General features: G+C 38.9%; 15 protein-coding genes, 1 pseudogene and 1 riboswitch. Of the genes and pseudogenes, 11 read left to right on the top strand and 5 right to left on the bottom strand.

From position 1 onward, the window contains the following. Positions 1-41 precede the first annotated feature (41 nt). The gene (locus J4051_RS13655; protein ID WP_208234438.1) at positions 42-1,073 is read right to left on the bottom strand and encodes a LacI family DNA-binding transcriptional regulator; all 1,032 of its coding nucleotides are present in this window, start codon (positions 1,071-1,073) and stop codon (positions 42-44) included. 232 nt (positions 1,074-1,305) lie between these two features. Here J4051_RS13655 and kduI point away from each other — a divergent pair, with 232 nt between their 5' ends. The 8 genes from kduI (at position 1,306) to J4051_RS13615 (ending at position 8,789) form a co-directional block, all read left to right on the top strand. Then, positions 1,306-2,148 carry a 5-dehydro-4-deoxy-D-glucuronate isomerase gene (kduI, locus tag J4051_RS13650; protein ID WP_163517491.1) on the top strand — a complete coding sequence of 281 codons (843 nt, stop codon included), beginning with the start codon at positions 1,306-1,308 and terminating at the stop codon, positions 2,146-2,148. Between the two features lie 19 nt (positions 2,149-2,167). Continuing rightward, on the top strand, positions 2,168-2,959 hold the full coding sequence (locus J4051_RS13645) for a gluconate 5-dehydrogenase (protein WP_163517492.1): 792 nt from the start codon (positions 2,168-2,170) through the stop codon (positions 2,957-2,959). Between the two features lie 3 nt (positions 2,960-2,962). Then, positions 2,963-4,141, top strand: a complete 1,179-nt coding sequence (locus J4051_RS13640) for a DUF4861 family protein (protein ID WP_236027445.1) — start codon at positions 2,963-2,965, stop codon at positions 4,139-4,141. Between the two features lie 111 nt (positions 4,142-4,252). Then, positions 4,253-5,275, top strand: a complete 1,023-nt coding sequence (locus tag J4051_RS13635) for a sugar kinase (protein WP_208234437.1) — start codon at positions 4,253-4,255, stop codon at positions 5,273-5,275. 30 nt (positions 5,276-5,305) lie between these two features. Continuing rightward, positions 5,306-5,974, top strand: a complete 669-nt coding sequence (locus tag J4051_RS13630; RefSeq protein WP_208234436.1) for a bifunctional 4-hydroxy-2-oxoglutarate aldolase/2-dehydro-3-deoxy-phosphogluconate aldolase — start codon at positions 5,306-5,308, stop codon at positions 5,972-5,974. 13 nt (positions 5,975-5,987) lie between these two features. Next, a complete protein-coding gene (locus J4051_RS13625; protein ID WP_208234435.1) occupies positions 5,988-6,968 on the top strand; it encodes a TRAP transporter substrate-binding protein in 981 nt (326 codons plus the stop codon). A 61-nt stretch (positions 6,969-7,029) separates the two neighbouring features. Further along, on the top strand, positions 7,030-7,494 hold the full coding sequence (locus tag J4051_RS13620; protein WP_208234434.1) for a TRAP transporter small permease: 465 nt from the start codon (positions 7,030-7,032) through the stop codon (positions 7,492-7,494). Further along, entirely contained in the window at positions 7,494-8,789 is a 1,296-nt protein-coding gene (locus tag J4051_RS13615; protein ID WP_208234433.1) for a TRAP transporter large permease, read from the top strand. Before J4051_RS13620 ends, J4051_RS13615 begins: the two co-directional genes overlap by 1 nt. Positions 8,790-9,537: 748 nt before the next feature. Here the strand turns inward: J4051_RS13615 and J4051_RS13610 are convergent. Next, positions 9,538-9,822, bottom strand: a complete 285-nt coding sequence (locus J4051_RS13610) for a hypothetical protein (RefSeq protein WP_208234432.1) — start codon at positions 9,820-9,822, stop codon at positions 9,538-9,540. 711 nt (positions 9,823-10,533) lie between these two features. Next, a riboswitch (cobalamin riboswitch) is annotated at positions 10,534-10,716 on the top strand. Positions 10,717-10,816: 100 nt separating this feature from the next. On the opposite strand from J4051_RS13610, the gene J4051_RS13605 reads away from it, so the two are divergent. The 3 genes from J4051_RS13605 to J4051_RS13595 are packed head-to-tail and all read left to right on the top strand — an operon-like array spanning position 10,817 to position 15,109. Beyond that, entirely contained in the window at positions 10,817-12,823 is a 2,007-nt protein-coding gene (locus tag J4051_RS13605) for a TonB-dependent receptor plug domain-containing protein (RefSeq protein ID WP_208234431.1), read from the top strand. Between the two features lie 18 nt (positions 12,824-12,841). Continuing rightward, positions 12,842-13,966, top strand: coding sequence for a YncE family protein (locus tag J4051_RS13600; protein ID WP_208234430.1), 1,125 nt, complete (start codon positions 12,842-12,844; stop codon positions 13,964-13,966). 15 nt (positions 13,967-13,981) lie between these two features. Then, positions 13,982-15,109, top strand: a complete 1,128-nt coding sequence (locus J4051_RS13595; protein WP_208234429.1) for a hypothetical protein — start codon at positions 13,982-13,984, stop codon at positions 15,107-15,109. A gap of 732 nt (positions 15,110-15,841) precedes the next feature. Here J4051_RS13595 and J4051_RS13590 read toward each other — a convergent pair. From J4051_RS13590 to J4051_RS13575, 3 genes and pseudogenes are all read right to left on the bottom strand, one after another. After that, positions 15,842-16,006 carry a hypothetical protein gene (locus J4051_RS13590; RefSeq protein WP_208234428.1) on the bottom strand — a complete coding sequence of 55 codons (165 nt, stop codon included), beginning with the start codon at positions 16,004-16,006 and terminating at the stop codon, positions 15,842-15,844. A 476-nt stretch (positions 16,007-16,482) separates the two neighbouring features. Then, positions 16,483-16,941: pseudogene (locus J4051_RS19270) on the bottom strand (TspO/MBR family protein). A 40-nt stretch (positions 16,942-16,981) separates the two neighbouring features. Further along, positions 16,982-17,206: a hypothetical protein gene (locus J4051_RS13575; RefSeq protein ID WP_208234425.1), complete on the bottom strand. Its 225-nt coding sequence runs from the start codon at positions 17,204-17,206 to the stop codon at positions 16,982-16,984. Between the last annotated feature and the right edge of the window lie 204 nt (positions 17,207-17,410).

The raw sequence follows: 17,410 nt of genomic DNA, 5'->3' as shown, positions 1-17,410 counted from the left end.
CGGGTAAGCCTTTTTATTTTAAGTCTATTTAGTCTCCTTTCTTAAAAGGCCATATTATGCTGGGAAGAATCTCGTTCTACAAGACTCGCCTGAATAACAATTTTCTCATTGATGAAGTTTTTATTAGAATTAGTGATCTGAGAAATTAAAAGTTCAGCAGCCCGTTTTCCAATATCAAACCCAGGCTGATTGATAGTCGTCAACGACGGCTCAATCACGGCAGATATACCTTCATTACTAAAACCTACAATGGCAATATCCTCAGGTATTTTATATCCATTTCTTTTGAGCTGTTGCAAGGCACTAATGGCGGCAACATCATTTGCTGAAAAGATACCATCTACCTTATAAGGTAACTCTATAATTTTATTGACATTGTCCACACCGTCTTGTTCCATTAGGCGGGAACTAAAAATCAGTTCTTCACTAAACTCCATATCATGTTTTAGAAGTGCCGCTTTATAGCCTTCACAACGGTTTTTATAGATTTCCAAATGCATGGGCCCAGAAAAATGGGCGATTTTTTCACATCCTTTTATTATAAGATGCTCTGTAGCATCAAAACCAGCTTGGAAATCATCAATAAGGACACTGCTCGTATCGGGTATATCGAGATGCCTGTCAAAAAAAACAAATGGGATCTTTCGCTTTCTTAGGCCTTCAAAATGCTCGTAGTTTTTCGTCTCCATAGATATGGATACCAAAACACCATCTACCCTATTCGCCACTAAGGTATTGATATTATTATGCTCGCGTTCCAATTGTTCCAAGGATTGACAAATAATAACATTATACCCAAGATTATAAGACGTCTCTTCAATTCCCGCAATGGCAGAAGAAAAGAAATGCCTTGAAATACGAGGCACAATAACACCCAGGGTATTGGTTTTATTTTTGCGCAAGTTTGAGGCCAAATCATTCCGCTGATACCCCAATTCATGGGCCTTGGCAATAATTCTGTTTTTAGTTTTTTCAGTTACCCTGGGACTGTCGTTAAGTGCCCGTGAAACGGTAGAACTATCAACATTTAGAATCCGAGCAATATCGTGTATGGTTATTTTATCGGGGCTCATAGCGTAAATGGAACAAAATTTAAGGTAATATAGTGTGTTTTGAAAAATTCTAAATTAATCAAAATTCAACTTATATGATCGCTTTCAATGTCAGAAGCTTCTTTTACTAAAGATAAAACTCCTATAGCAAAGATAAGTATAAAAATACAATCGATTGTATTTTTATTTTGTTACATTTACAATTCTAATTATTAGAACAACTAAAATTTTATTAATAAATAATACTGAAGTTATGAAAACGACCTATGAAGTAAGATATGCGGCGTCTCCGAATGATGTAAAATCCTACGACACCCAGAAATTACGTGATGAATTCTTGATCGACTCACTAATGAAGCCAGATACAATCCATTTTGTTTATACACATTATGATAGGTACATGGCAGGTAGTGCAGTACCAACAAGCACACCCTTAAAGTTAGAGACTGTTGATGCTCTAAAATCCGAGTTCTTCTTGGAACGAAGAGAATTAGGTATTATCAATGTTGGCGAGCAAGGTACGGTATCGGTTGATGGCACAGACTATGTGTTGAACCATAAAGAAGCCCTCTATATAGGACAAGGCAACAAGGATGTCACTTTTTCAAGTACATCTGCCAATAAACCTGCTAAGTTCTATTTGAACTCCACTCCTGCCCATAAAGCATTCCCTACCAAAAAAATAGGTACTGATGATGTTGAAGTTATTGAATTGGGAGCACCAGAAACTGCCAACGCAAGAACACTAAGAAAGTACATAGTCAATACTGTGGTAGACGTGTGCCAATTACAAATGGGAATGACTACACTAAAACCAGGTAGTTCGTGGAACACGATGCCTGCCCACGTACATGACCGACGCATGGAAGTCTATTTCTACTTTGAAGTTCCGGAAGATCAAGCAGTCTGTCATTTTATGGGTCAACCACACGAAACAAGGCATATTTGGATGGCCAATGACCAAGCGGTCATCTCCCCTCCTTGGTCAATTCACTCTGGCTCCGGAACCAGCAGCTATACCTTTATATGGGGGATGGCAGGAGAAAACTTAGACTATGGCGACATGGACCATTGCAAAATAAACGAATTAAGATAAACTCATAAAACACTATATTATGTCAACTAAATTATTTGATTTAACAGGAAAAGTAGCATTGGTAACAGGTGCTGTTCACGGTCTTGGCATGGCTATGGCCAAAGGCCTCGGAAATGCAGGCGCCACCATTGTAGTGAACAACCATTCTGGAGATTCTTTGGAAGCTGCGGTTAAGGAATATAAGAATTCAGGCTTAAACGCTCATGGTTACGTCTTTGACGTGACGGATACGGAAGCGGTCGAAGCCGCCATCACGAAAATTGAAACCGAAGTTGGACCAATTGACATTTTGGTCAACAATGCCGGGATTATCAAAAGAACACCAATTATAGAAATGGAAACTGTCGATTTTGAAGAAGTCATAAAAGTGGATCTTGTGGGCCCATTTATCGTTTCAAAATTCGTTGCCAAAAGTATGATCAACAGAGGTGGCGGAAAAATCATAAACATTTGCTCAATGATGAGTGAGTTGGGCAGAGATTCTGTAAGTGCCTATGCCGCTGCAAAAGGTGGCTTAAAAATGCTGACCAAAAGCATGGCTACAGAATGGGCGCGCTATAATATCCAAACCAACGGCATCGGTCCTGGATATTTTGCGACAAGCCAAACCGCACCAATTCGCGTTGATGGACATCCTTTTAATGATTTCATCATTGGGAGAACTCCTGCCGGGCGTTGGGGAAATCCGGAAGACCTACAAGGAACTGCTATATTCTTAGCCTCCCAAGCCAGTGATTTTGTCAATGGCCATGTCGTTTATGTAGATGGCGGAATTTTGGCGACCATCGGAAAACCTTCTAACGAAAAATAAAAAATGATGTTGCACCTTCGTAAATACGCCTTGTTTATTACTTTATTCGCATTGATGGCTTCATGTGCTGATCAAGAAAAAGCGAAAACATTTACAGTAAAAAACAGTTTGGACATGGATCGCTCTTTCGAAACGGTTGAATTGACCAAAGACTTTTTAAAAGTGGATGATCTTTCTAATGTGGGTATCAAAAATATCGATACCCAGACATTGTTGGTTACACAGACCATTGACACTGATGGAGATGGGATTTTAGACCTCATCATCTTTCAACCGGAAATCAAAGCCAATAGTGAACAATCTTTTGAAATTGTGACTGTTACCGAGGCAGAGCGCCCTGAAGCACCGGAATTGTGCTACTCGCGCTTTGTACCGGAACGTACCGATGATTATGCGTGGGAAAATGACAAAGTCGCTTTTAGGGTCTATGGCCCTGTAGCACAACAAATGATTGAGCAGAATATTCCCGGTGGCACTCTATCCAGCGGTGTTGATGCTTGGTTAAAACGAGTCGAGTATCCAATTATCAACAAGTGGTACCAAAAAGCTACAGACGGTACAGGAAGCTATCATGAAGATACCGGTGAAGGTCTTGACAACTTTCATGTCGGGCCTAGCCGTGGCGTTGGTGGCATTGCCGTAAAAGTGGATACAGCATACTATATTTCAAAAAACTTTACCCAATGGCGTACCATTACTACTGGTCCACTCAGAACAAGTTTTTATTTGGAATACGCTAATTGGGATGCTGCGGGAAATGAAATCACCGAATCCAAAGTAATTAGTTTGGACCTGGGTCAAAATCTCTCAAAGTATGACACCAGTATTAAAGGTGTGGACAAAATTTCGGCTGGATTGACCCTGCACGAAAATGACGGTGTGGTCAGTGGCGATAAAGATCAGGGATGGGTAAGCTATTGGCAACCTATTGCGGATACTGAAATAGGAACTGCCATTGTTGCACCTAAAAAGTACTTTATCGATTACGAAACGTATGACACCGAAGTTACCGATTTAAGCAATGCTTATGCCCATCTTGAGGTTTTAGATGAAAGAGTCATCTATTATGCCGGTTTTGCTTGGAAAAAATCAGGGCAGTATCCAACAAAGGAATTATGGGAAGCCTATTTGGACCGCTTTTCAAAACAAATAAAAAGCCCAATGACTGTTACTTTAGATTAGTGCTCTTAACTGTCCAATAACCTTAAAGACCCGCACCCAAAAAAAGTTATGGATAGAAACAAGAAAAGAGCAAGACTTTATATCAAGTTCTAATTAAACAATATTCAATAAATGCAAAAAGTAGTCACCTTTGGAGAAATCATGTTACGCCTATCTACGGAGCATCATTTAAGATTTTCCCAAGCCAATTCTTTCATGGCCAATTATGGGGGCGGCGAGTTTAACGTCGCTGTCTCACTGTCCAACTATGGTGTTCCCACTGAATTCGTAACCAGACTTCCTTATAACGATATTGGGCAATCAGCATTGATGGAAATACGCAAACAAAATGTATCTTCAGAAAACATTGTGTACGGTGGCGAACGTTTGGGAATTTACTTTTTAGAAACTGGTGCAGGAACACGTGGCAGTAAAGTGGTCTACGATCGGAATCATTCGGCTATTTCTAATATTGAGGTTGGTATGATCGATTGGAAAAAGGTCTTTCAAGATACAAGTGTCTTCCATTGGAGCGGCATTACACCGGCTATATCCCAAAATGCAGCTGATGTGTGTTTGGAAGCGGTTAAAGTTGCCAAAGGTATGGGAGTTCTAATTACCACTGACTTAAATTATAGATCAAAGCTTTGGCAATACGGTAAGGCACCGAAAGACATTATGCCAGAGCTTTTAAATTATAGCCATGTCATCTTGGGTGATCTTGACACGGCATTTATGATGACCGGAAAGGATAAGCTCAACCTTGATTATAAAAATACAGACAGTTTGCCTCAGTATTATAATTTGTTTTTTGAGCAGTATCCCGATTTGAAATATATGGCTACTACCATGCGCTATTCCATAAGTGCGTCCCATCAACAGATAGGCGGTGTTTTTTATAATAGAGCGAAAGTATATACCGCTGCCGTTAGTGAGGTCACTCCTGTAGTTGATCGTGTTGGAAGTGGTGATGCCTTCATGGGAGGCCTTATTTATGGATTGTTGAAAACCCCTTTTGATCCTCAATACACAATCAATTTTGCAGTTGCAGCCTGTTGCCTGAAACATACTATTTCGGGCGATTTTAATTTAGCTACCCTTGAAGAAGTAGAAGCGATGGTCAAAGGAAATGCCTCAGGTTTGGTCTCAAGATAATTTATATAAAACCGTGTAAAAAAATAGTTTATGGCACAATTTTCAAGAATAGAAGTGGTGAACATCATGAAAGAAACGGGATTGGTACCCTTATTCTTTAGCCAAGATTTAGAATTGAGCAAGCACATTCTTAAAGCCTGTTATGATGGTGGTGCACGTCTGCTGGAATTTACGGCACGCGGGGATTTTGCCCATGAGATCTTTGGCCAAATGACCAAATATGCCATTAGTGAATTACCAGGAATGGTCATGGGTGTTGGTTCCATAACAGATGCGGCATCTGCCTCTTTATACATGGCATTGGGCGCCAACTTTATCGTAACGCCCGTATTTCGTAAAGACATTGCTATTGTTTGCAATAGACGCAAAGTCTTATGGTCTCCTGGATGTGGTTCGTTAACAGAAATTGCACAGGCCGAAGAGATGGGCTGTGAAATTGTCAAGCTTTTCCCTGGCGATAGTTTTGGTGCAAAATTCATAAAGAACATCAAAGGTCCGCAGCCATGGACCAACATCATGCCTACTGGAGGTGTATCTCCAAATAAAGAAAATCTTAAGGAATGGTTTGATGCCGGAGCGACATGTGTTGGCATGGGTTCTCAACTGATTACTAAGGACATAGTGGATCAACAGAATTTTAAAAAGCTGGAAGAACAGGTCCGTTGGACAATAGAGACCATCAAATCCCTAAAACATTAATTACTGTTTGAATATGAAGGAATATATATATACGTTTTTTGCGATTGCTCTGTTTTTTGGACTCGTGTCCTGCCAATCGGTTGAAGAAGCCAAAACAATCAAGTTGGCTCACGGTCTGGATGAAACACATCCTGTACACAGAGCTATGGTATTTATGGGCCAGGAACTGGAGAAGAAATCTGAAGGTACTTTAAAAATCCACGTGTATCCAAATCAACAATTAGGTTCAGAGCGTCAATGTCTGGAACTTCTGCAAATTGGAAGTTTGGGAATGACCAAGGTGTCCGCCGCCGTTATGGAAAACTTTTCACCAAATATGAAAGTGTTTGGATTACCGTATTTGTTCAAGAATCGTGCACAAACCTTTAGGGTTCTAGATGGCCCGATTGGAAAAGAGCTTTTGGATGGTGGTGAAAAATATTGGTTAAAAGGTTTGGGCTATTATGATGCTGGGAGCAGAAGTTTTTATACCGTGAAGTCACCTATTGAGAAACCGGATGATCTGAAAGGATTGAAAATTCGAGTCATGGAAAGTGTCACCGCCATGAATATGATCAAGAGCATGGGAGGCGCGCCAACTCCAATTTCTTCTGGAGAGTTATATACGGCGTTACAGCAAGGCGTTGTGGACGGTGCTGAAAACAATCCCCCTACATTTTACTTGACCAGGGAATATGAAGTTTGTAAGTATTTCTCGTTAGATGAACACACCACCATTCCTGACGTCCTTATTATGAGTACGCATCTTTGGAATTCACTTAATAAAGAAGAGCAAGGTTGGGTGCAAGAGGCGGCTGACGCTTCAGTTCAATATCAAAGAAAACTTTGGGCTAATGCTGAAGAGGAAGCTCTTGCGGCAGTGGAAAAAGCTGGTGTCACCATTTCAAGACCTGACAAGACGCCATTTATGGAAAAAGTAACCTCGGTCTATGATTCTTATAGGGACAATACTGAAATATACAGTCTCATTAAGAGAATTCAAGAGACCAATTAGAACAATTTTCAACCCTATAATATAAAACAGTAATTCTTTTAATAATCGATAATCAAACAATATGGAAATTCGAAGAAAAATAGACCTGTATTTAGGTTATATTCTTGCCCTTATTATGGGTATTATGGTTATAAACGTTCTTTGGCAGGTGTTTACAAGATTTGTTATGGGCGCTCCAAGTTCGTTTACTGATGAGCTTGCCCGATACCTCATGATTTGGGTTGGGGTCCTGGGCGCCGCCTACATTTCCGGAAAAAGAATGCACGTTGCCATAGATATATTACCTAACCGTTTGAGTAAGGAAAAACAAGTGCAGCTCAAGAAGTTTGTGAACTTTATCATCATACTTTTTTGCTTTGGGGCTTTGGTAGTCGGCGGTTTAAGATTGGTCTATATTACCTATATTCTTGACCAGCATTCGCCAGCACTACAAATTCCTTTAGCTCTGGTATATTTAATTATACCTATCAGTGGCATCCTTATTATCTACTATAAAATATCGGACATTTATCTTAAACAATTCTAATGGAGTATCTACCTATCTACGTTCTAATATTTAGTTTTATCGGATTATTGCTCATTGGCGTTCCAGTGGCATGGAGCATTGCCATCTCGTCTTTATTGACCATGATGACCAGTATTTCAATGCTTCCGGCATTGACCACTGTGTCCCAGCGCATCGCTACCGGATTGGATAGTTTTGCACTATTGGCCATTCCGTTTTTTGTGCTTTCGGGACAATTAATGAACAAAGGCGGCATTGCGCATCGCCTCATTGATTTTGCCAAAACCCTGGTTGGTGCCTTGCCAGGTGGATTGGCACTTATTAACGTAGTGGCCGCCATGCTGATGGGCGCCATTGCCGGATCAGCGATGGCATCTGCTTCCGCTATGGGCAGTATTTTAGGCCCAGAAATGGAAAAAGAAGGCTATTCCAAAGAATTTGGTGCGGCAGTAAATGTGACTTCATCAACCCTCGGATTGATTATTCCCCCAAGTAATGTGCTCATTGTTTATTCATTGGCCAGTGGCGGTGTCTCTATTGCCGCTTTATTTTTGGCAGGTTATATTCCTGGAATCTTAACAGGTCTTTTTTTAATGATTGTGGCATCGTTATATGCAAAAAAGAAGAAATATAAATTAGGTGAAAGAAGTTCCTTGAAAGCAGTCGCCAAAACATTTGTAAGAGCTTTTCCAAGTTTGATGCTCTTGGTTGTGGTTATTGGGGGCATTGTGGCTGGTATATTCACAGCAACTGAAGCTTCTGCGATCGCAGTACTCTATACGCTCATTTTAGGGTATTACTACAAAGAGATCAAAACCAAAAAATTACCACAAATTCTTTTGGAGTCTGTTGGTACAACAGCCATCGTCATGTTGTTGATTGGTGCCTCTATGAGCATGTCCTGGGTTATGTCCTATGAGAATATCCCTCAAGACATGAGCAACTTATTGCTAGGATTGAGTGATAACCCAATTGTGATTTTACTTATCATCAATATCCTATTGTTACTGGTCGGTATATTTATGGACATGACCCCCGCAGTATTGATATTTACCCCCATTTTCTTGCCTATTATCATGAAATTAGGAATGGATCCTGTGCATTTTGGTATTGTGATGATCTTGAATTTATGTATCGGGCTATGTACACCACCCGTTGGTTCCGTACTTTTTGTGGGCGTTGGAATTGCAAATACCACCATCGAAAAAGTATTCAGGCCCCTGCTGCCTCTTTTCCTAGCGATGATTATTGCATTATTATTGGTCACCTATATTCCTGAATTAAGCTTGTGGTTACCAGGTTTATTTGATCTCTAATATTTCCACATAAATCATCTACCATATTTAAAATTTGAAAAACATTGAAGTATTTTGAAGTTTGACCATTATCAGCTTCGACCTATAGATTAAGTAAAAATCTTACTCACGTTGATCTTAGTACTTAAAAATTAGCAACAATCGAACCACATGTAATAACACGTCAGAGGTAAAATAAGGATCCCCTAATTAAATCAGTTGGCAAAACATTTTTTACCATTTGCACAAAAATGTACTTATAAAGCATTTGCAAAAATTGAATAGGAAAAGGATACAAATTTAAATAACAACCTTGGATACACAAACTATTTTTTATTTTTGTATAAAAACAATGTTACCAAGTAAAAGAGATTAAGTGAGTATGATGATTCGAAAATTTTGATGCATTTTTAGATGAAATATAACAAATCAATGTAGGTGCGTAATTCGGTGAGTAAATCTATTAAATTAGCTATAACTAATTGATTTTAAATATATCTAAAAGATAAAAAATGTTCCTCTTTCTCCGCAAAAGGAAACCCACGACGAAAGTTGTGGGTTTTTTATTTAGTGCAACCACTCAAGCCCCTTCGGCTTGAAAGGAGTGGAACTAAATAAAAAACACAGCATCGCCTTTTTCTGGCGATGCGTGGGTTTCTATGCTTGCACAGGATAATCTATTGGGATCATTTTTTAATAGTCCCTCTTTCACCAAGAATCTATCTGGTAATCAGCTGGTTATGAGTTTGACACCCAAAATTACACCCAGTCATGTTTGAATTGGGTGTTTTTTTATGTGAATATTGTTGATTTTGTTTATAAATAGATAGATTTTTTTTAATCCTGTTTTTGAAGTATCAAAACAGTCTTCAATATCAGACTTTAGTTTATTGAAAAAACTTTGTCCCTTTTCTATTCTTTTTCTTGTAGTATATTCGGCAAAAATTAATTTATTATCATCACTAGTGAAATATGAATCCGGAAAACCCTTTCTTGATTTTTCTTTACCGATAACACTACCAATCGGAGTAATTGTATTTGGATTTAGTTTCAAATACAAAAATGAATACAAAACTCTTGGAAGATGTCCCCATTAATCCTATCCAAAGCATTTTCTATTTCTATTATGTCAATCATAACCTGAATTGTTTGAAAAGAATGAGTTTGTTTAAACTCTGAAACTTCATTACTAACTATTTTCTACAATAGCAATCTCATCATTTAAGTACGGAGGTTTGAAATAATGGCATAATCTATTATAGAGTGTTAGGAAGCCTCTAAAATAGGAAAATTAACTCGTCTTTAATACTTTAGATATTCACATAGCATCAACAATCAAGAACTTTTGCAATTTTATTAACAAAGCTCTCTTACATCTTCAGATATGTAACCTGATACAATCATACACTATCAACATCGAAAACTTCATTTGTCAAGCACTGTTTCTTTCAAAGTCAAAATTTAACATTCTTCTAAACTTTTTAGTTTTAAAACGCTACACAATATGCTCTCTATTCCCAAATTGTGATGGGGACTATTAATATCCGATACCTAAATTAAAAGCCTCAATTTTAATCCATATAGAATTACAGCATTACTCTTCAATCTTTTGATCAAGAATTTTAAGCAAACAAAGCTTCAGACCCCTACATAACCCCTACTCCATAGCTAATAAAATATATCATAGTCTCCCAAAAACCCTGAATCATCCAAGCAGCGAATATATGTTGCCTCCTCAAAAAGAATATCTATATTTGCCAATTATTAAAAATTTTCAAGAAACGGTTGTCTGCTTAGGCAGACATTAAATGGGAATCTGGTGTAATTCCAGAACTGTCCCGCAGCTGTAAGCTTTTTGATGAAACCCAATTATGGTCACTGTCTGTTTAGATGGGAAGGCCGGGTGGATAAAGCAAGTCAGAATACCTGCCATTTCATGTAATTCTATAAGGCTTTCGGGGATTGAAGCTTGGAATGGTTGTATAGACGCTTTGGTTCTTACGAAGCGGCTTACCTTTCTTGTTAGTCCTCGTTGGCGCACTGTCATTATGAGGACCTATTTAAAACGTATTACAATATTTATTTTTGGACTGCTCTTTTGTCCGACCGCACTTTGGGCCCAAACGCAGGATACGCTGACACCGGTAGCGTTGCCAGAAATTTTCTTGCGTCATGATAAAAACCGATTCGAATCTCACACCTCGCCAGCCCCGGTGCAATCCCTCTCTGGAGAACAATTAAAAAAACTGAACAGTTTAAGTGTTGCGGATGCACTACGCTATTTTAGCGGCATTCAACTCAAAGATTACGGGGGCATCGGCGGCATCAAAACAGTTAATGTTCGTAGTATGGGATCACAACATACGGGGGTGTTTTTTGACGGGATTCAACTCGGGAATGCACAAAATGGGCAGGTCGATCTCGGGAAGTTCTCGCTCGATAATATGCAGCAGGTCAGTCTGTATCAAGGACAGCGCAGTGAGATGCAACAATCGGCAAAAGCTTATGCATCTTCCAATACCATTTATCTGCAAACTAAAACGCCAAAATTTGAACCTGACGAAACCTATCAATTAGCTGTAGGCGTGCGGTCAGGGTCCTTCGGACTTTTTAATCCGTCTCTGAATCTCAATTATAAAATCAACGATGCTATTTCAGCCCGGCTCAGTACCGAGCTGGTCAACGCTCACGGTCGCTATAAATTTCAATATTCCAATGGTATTTATGATACCACGGCGGTACGAAATAATGCAGACATCAAATCCTATCGCGTGGAAGCTTCGATACACGGTAATCACAAAAACAAAGACATTTGGAACGTAAAATATTACCATTACAATTCAGAACGAGGTCTGCCTGGGGCTATTGTGGCCAATAGGTTTGCACGACCGCAACGTTTGTGGGATCGGAATAACTTTCTACAAGCCGATTATAAACATCAATTTGGAGAAACGTATGCTATTAAAGTCCGCGGTAAATATGGTGACGATTATTCGCGGTATTTAGATCCCGAAATCGTCACGACCACCGGATTTCTGGAAAACACCTACGATCAGCAAGAGTATTACCTGTCGTTGGTGCACACGTACAAAGTCAAGCCGTATTGGACATTGAGTCTGGCCACCGACGTTCAGCACAACGCCATGCAGTCCAATATGTATCGTTTTGCCTATCCAAAAAGAACCACCCTACTCAATGTATTGGCCTCCGATTTTAATTTTAAGAGACTCACTATCCAAGCAAGTCTTTTAAGTACCGGAGTTTATGAATCTGTAAAGTACTATGAGGCTGCGGATGATTTTCAGGAATTTTCACCAAGTCTTCTTTTTAACGTACAGCCTTTTAAATCGGCCGATTTTAGGCTTCGCGGATTTTATAAAAAGATGTTCAGGATGCCCACTTTCAATGATCTGTATTACACTTTTGTTGGTAATACTTTTTTGGATCCGGAGTATTCAGAACAGATCAACCTGGGCTTTTCTTGGCAAAAGAATCTAGGTTCTACCCTTTTAAATGTCACCAGCGATATTTATAATATATGGATTACGGATAAAATTGTTGCCATTCCGGGGACGAATCTGTTTAGATGGACCATGTATAATTTGGGCGAAGTGGAAACCAAGGGGATAGAAACCAGCGTAACCACTTCTGGGAAGATCAGTGCTGATATTAATTACAGTGCACGCCTCACCTATACTTTCCAAGAGTCTTTAGACAAGACGCCTGGCGGTAACAGTTTTGGTCAACAAATCCCTTATGTGCCCAAGCATAGTGGTAGTGCCACCTTGATGATGGATTATAAAAATATCGCCCTCAACTACAGCTTCATCTATACCGGTGAACGCTATAGCCAAAAAGCAAACATCGCGTCCAATTATCTACAACCTTGGTATACCCACGATATATCGGTCAATTATGAGCTTCCCATTTTTGAGGAAAACCCATTAGAGTTTGGCCTAGAAGTCAACAACCTATTTGATCAACATTATGCCGTTATCAAAAATTTTCCAATGCCCGGAAGGTCTTTCCGGCTAAATCTTAATTATCAATTCTAATATTTTAAACAAACAACTATGAAAAAAATTAGTGCATTAATTTTAATTTTCTTCGGATTATACGCTTGCCAAAGCGATGATCCCATCCCAGATGATGATGTTCAAAACCCTGGAGGTCAAAATCCAACTTCCGTAGCCGGTTTCTATCTTTTAAATGAAGGCAATATGTCAATGAATAAAGCCTCATTGGATTATATGGATTATGAAACGGGCGACTATAAACGCACTGTATTCAGTCAAGCCAATCCTGATCTTGTTGGCGGGCTCGGAGATGTTGGTAACGATATAGGAATTTATGGTTCAAAGTTATATGTGGTAGTGAATGGCTCCAACAAAGTGGAAGTGCTCGATGTGAATTCGGGCAAACGCATTAAGCAAATTGATATTGATAATCCCCGATATCTTACATTTTATAACGGAAAGGCGTATTTGAGCAGTTACTTGGGAACTATCGGCGATCCGAAGGCTCCCAACGGTATCGTGGCCGAAATTGATACCACCAGTCTGAACATTACACGTCGGGTGGAGGTTGGACGTCAACCGGAAGAACTGGTGGCCTACAACGGCAAAATCTACGTCGCCAATTCCGGAGGCTATAGTCCGCCAGAATACGAGTCCACCGTTTCAGTAATTGATGTCAATACTTTTATAGAGGTCAATCGCATTGAAGTAGGTATCAACCTCCATCGTCTTAAAATAGATGGTGAAGGAGATTTATACGTGACTTCAAGAGGTGATTATTACGAGATACCTTCCAAATTGTTTGTGGTTGATACCAACACAGAAACGGTTAAAAAGAGTTTTGATATTGGCGTCAGCAATTTGACCATACACAAAGATATTGCCTATATGTACAATTCGGAGTTCAGCTTTATCACTGGCGACTATGAGATATCATACCTCATGTTGGACACTAAAACAGAAACGATTTTAGACCAGACCTATATTTCCGAAAAGGACAAGAGCCTGATTGAGATGCCCTATGGGATTGCGGTCAATCCTGAAACCGATGAGGTACTGATTACCGACGCCAAAGATTATGTCACCCCTGGAAACCTCTATTGTTTTACACCTGATGGAGCGCTCAAATGGTCCGTTCAAACAGGAGATATTCCGGCACATATCACTTTTAATTACGAATAATTTAAACCTTAAATAATGAATACAATGTTAACCAATTACAAACAATTACTTCTTGCCTTTTTTGCCCTTGCCCTACTTTTCACCTCATGTTCTAATGACGATGATGTACAGGTTTTAGCACCGGAAATTTCTATGTCCAAATTAGAAAAAGAACTTCAGATTACGGTTGGAGACACCTTAAAATTTGCAGCCGTCAATCTAAACAATTCAGAATATACTGAACATTGGACTTTAGGTGACAGTATTGTTGCCACTGTGGATACCTATGTTTTTGAACCGACCAATTCCGGAACTTATACCCTATCTTATGAAGCCTCAAATATAACGGGGACATTTAATTATGACTATACTATTGAGGTTGCGGCTAAAATAAGACCTATAACAGATGAGAGCAACGCCTATATAACTGAACTTTTGGAATACCTTCCAGCCCCAGGTCAGTTTATCAATAAGGGTGTTGGAAATTTAGAAAGTGCAGAAGGACTTATCGGGAAACGTGGGTTAGTAACCTTGGGAGCTTGGGGCGGTTCCGTAAGTTATGCTTTTGATCATACCGTTATTAATCGCGAAGATGAAGATGATCTTATCATTTATGGAAATGCCATGCCAACTTTTGCTGAGCCTGGTGTTGTGTATGTGATGCAGGACGACAACGGGAATGGATTGCCTGACGACACTTGGTACGAGATTAATGGAAGTGCGCATGCTCAAGAAGGAACTCTTAGAACTTATAAAGTGACGTATTTCAGACCTGAAACGGCAGAAGACGATGTGGCCTGGGAGGACAATCGAGGAAATACTGGTTTTGTCTTAAAAAACGCATTTCACAAACAAGCTTATTATCCAGAATGGATTACAGAAGACTCTTATACGCTTACTGGAACATTGTTGTCAAATAGTCGTATCGATATGAGCAATCCGTCAGTGATTACCAGTGCACCTTTCGACTATGGCTATGCAGACAATACGCCAGGCGGAGATAAAATAAATATTGCAGATGCCATTGATACAGAAGGAAACCCAGTGCATTTAAGCGGGATTGATTTTATAAAGATCCAAACTGGAATCCAGGCCAATATGGGCTGGTTGGGTGAGCTTTCTACCGAGGTTGCCGGCATTGCGGATTTAAGTTTACTAGAATAAGTTTTTTTATCTGAGAGGGGTCTCAAACAGAGCAAGCCTTAAGAAATATTTGTAAAGAAAAGGTCGTCTAAAAACCATTTAGACGACCTTTTCTTTTTTACGAGCCTTGAAAACAGACCGTTATCTTAAGTGGATAAAAACAAAAGTCCAAAAATTGCCTTAGCAATTCTCAGCTTTATTGTAAGGTGCGACGAGTATTGGGATCAATAGCATTAATTTCTCATTCTCCGCAAAAGGAACCCACGACTTTTTTTAGTCGTGGGTTTTTTACTTATTAGAACGACTCAAGCCCCTTCGGCTTGAAAGGGGATCAAGTCAAAAAGTTGTGGGATTTACCGTTCGACGTTATCCATTCCATACACTATCCATGGAGTATCCATGGAGTATCCATGGAGTATCTATGGAGTATCTATGTATTGGACCTGTCTTAAAATAACTATACAGGTTATTAGATTTCTTAGAACAACTATATACCCTTTGAAGCAGGTTTAATATTATATTATAGTTCATTTATTTTTCAAAACTCCACAACTTTTTGTGTCGCCCCTCTTTGTCAAATAAAACACTAATAATCAATTAATTGTAGGTTTTTTTGTGTGAATTTTCGAACGGATATAAAATCAATGGTTCAAACCCCACTGAATGGAGACTCCACGTATATCAAGGAAATTCCATTTTTCAGGGATATTCCGACTATCACTCCCGATTACATTTTCGGATTTGTCAATGTTCTTATGAATTCGATGGAAATTCGTTAAGTGTTGTCTTAATATTTCCTGCATCCATGTGAATGATTCGGGTGGACAATCTTTCGGCTTCGTCGATATCATGAGTGACCATCACAAAAGTAGTATTCAGCTTTTGATGAATGTTTTTCACTAAATCTTGCAGATTCATTCGCGTTTCAGCATCAAGAGCTACATGTCTTTACAGAATGTTTTTAAAGGTAGAAATTAAATTTAAATCAATGTTATATCATAGCGCGCTAAAACGGATCACATAATAAGCATATGCTTTAGGTTCTAAGGAGGAGCATAATTTGGTGTTTGTTAAATTTTGATTCATGTAATACAGATGACACTAAAACCGCAGTGGAGCCTATCTTAGATGTCATTCAGGACGGATTGTCCAAATTTAAAGCTAACGCTATCCCACTAAGGAAAGAATTTTAAAATGCTACATTTTTGGTTTAGAAATTTTAAAAATTGCTTCAGAAGTCTATATTTCTATTGCGATAAAAACCAGTTCTTTAGAATTATCAAAAGAAATCATAGGAAGTAATTTTTAGTTTAAATTTATTGAACCTGGTGTCAATCATAAATCAATGAGGTTTCATGAAATCGAAATTAATGTGATTTAAATGAATTATCCGATTAGTTTTTTATTAGGATATAAGCATTTAGCGATGTGGCAAAGATTAACCAAAGAAAATAGGGAACTACTAAAAGCGATTTAAGCTTCACATTTGTCCAATAATAAAACATGATGAAACCAACAACTACAGCAAGCCCAATTATTAGAAACAAACCCGCTAAAATCTGTTGGTATTGAAAGAAGATAGGGTTCCAGACAAGGCTCAATATATAATATAGTATTAATAGGCCAAGAAGTAGTTTTTTATTCTCCACCGTAGGCCACAAATATGACAGATAAATACTAAATCAAATCAGTATTAGAGTCCAGGATAGGCCAATGACGAATCCTGGGGGAGTCCAAGGCGCCGTGTTCATCCCAACATACCATTCAGACTTTGGCCCCTCCCCTCCTATGAAACGTCCAAGTCCGACAGAAGCAAAGTTTAGTATTAAAAATAATATAAGTCTATAAATCATTCCCAGCTGTTTTTAAATTATTCGGAAGTGATAATTTGTTTTATTCTATAATTTCGTAGTCAATGGACAATTTTCGCAAAGCTCTTAAAACAGATCCCGCTTCTTTATCTTCCACCTCGATAGCTACGGCATCTCCCTCCAAAAGTATATCAGTAAGTTCATTCGATAAGGATTCATCAATGCTTGAGGAAATCTCTATAAGACATTTGGATATAGCTCTTCTATCGGGTCTCGGAGCATCACAAGACAGTAAATTTATTTTCATAATATGAGTTTAATGAACAACTTCAACCCAAGGGGACGAGGTATCAATTAGATTTTTTTTTGTTTCGACGCAGAGCATCGGGAAATAAAAGCCAAAGATCCCGCTAAAAAGCGCATAGGCGTCAACTTAAGAGATGTTAAAATAGATTGTTTCCATAGCATTTATGCGATCTTTCCTCGATTCATACATCGCATAATATTTTAT

It is taken from the genome of Gelidibacter pelagius (assembly GCF_017581925.1).
GTDB lineage: Bacteria > Bacteroidota > Bacteroidia > Flavobacteriales > Flavobacteriaceae > Gelidibacter > Gelidibacter pelagius.
The sequence above is the reverse complement of the archived record's forward strand: the minus strand, read 5'-3'. Positions and strand labels throughout refer to the sequence as shown.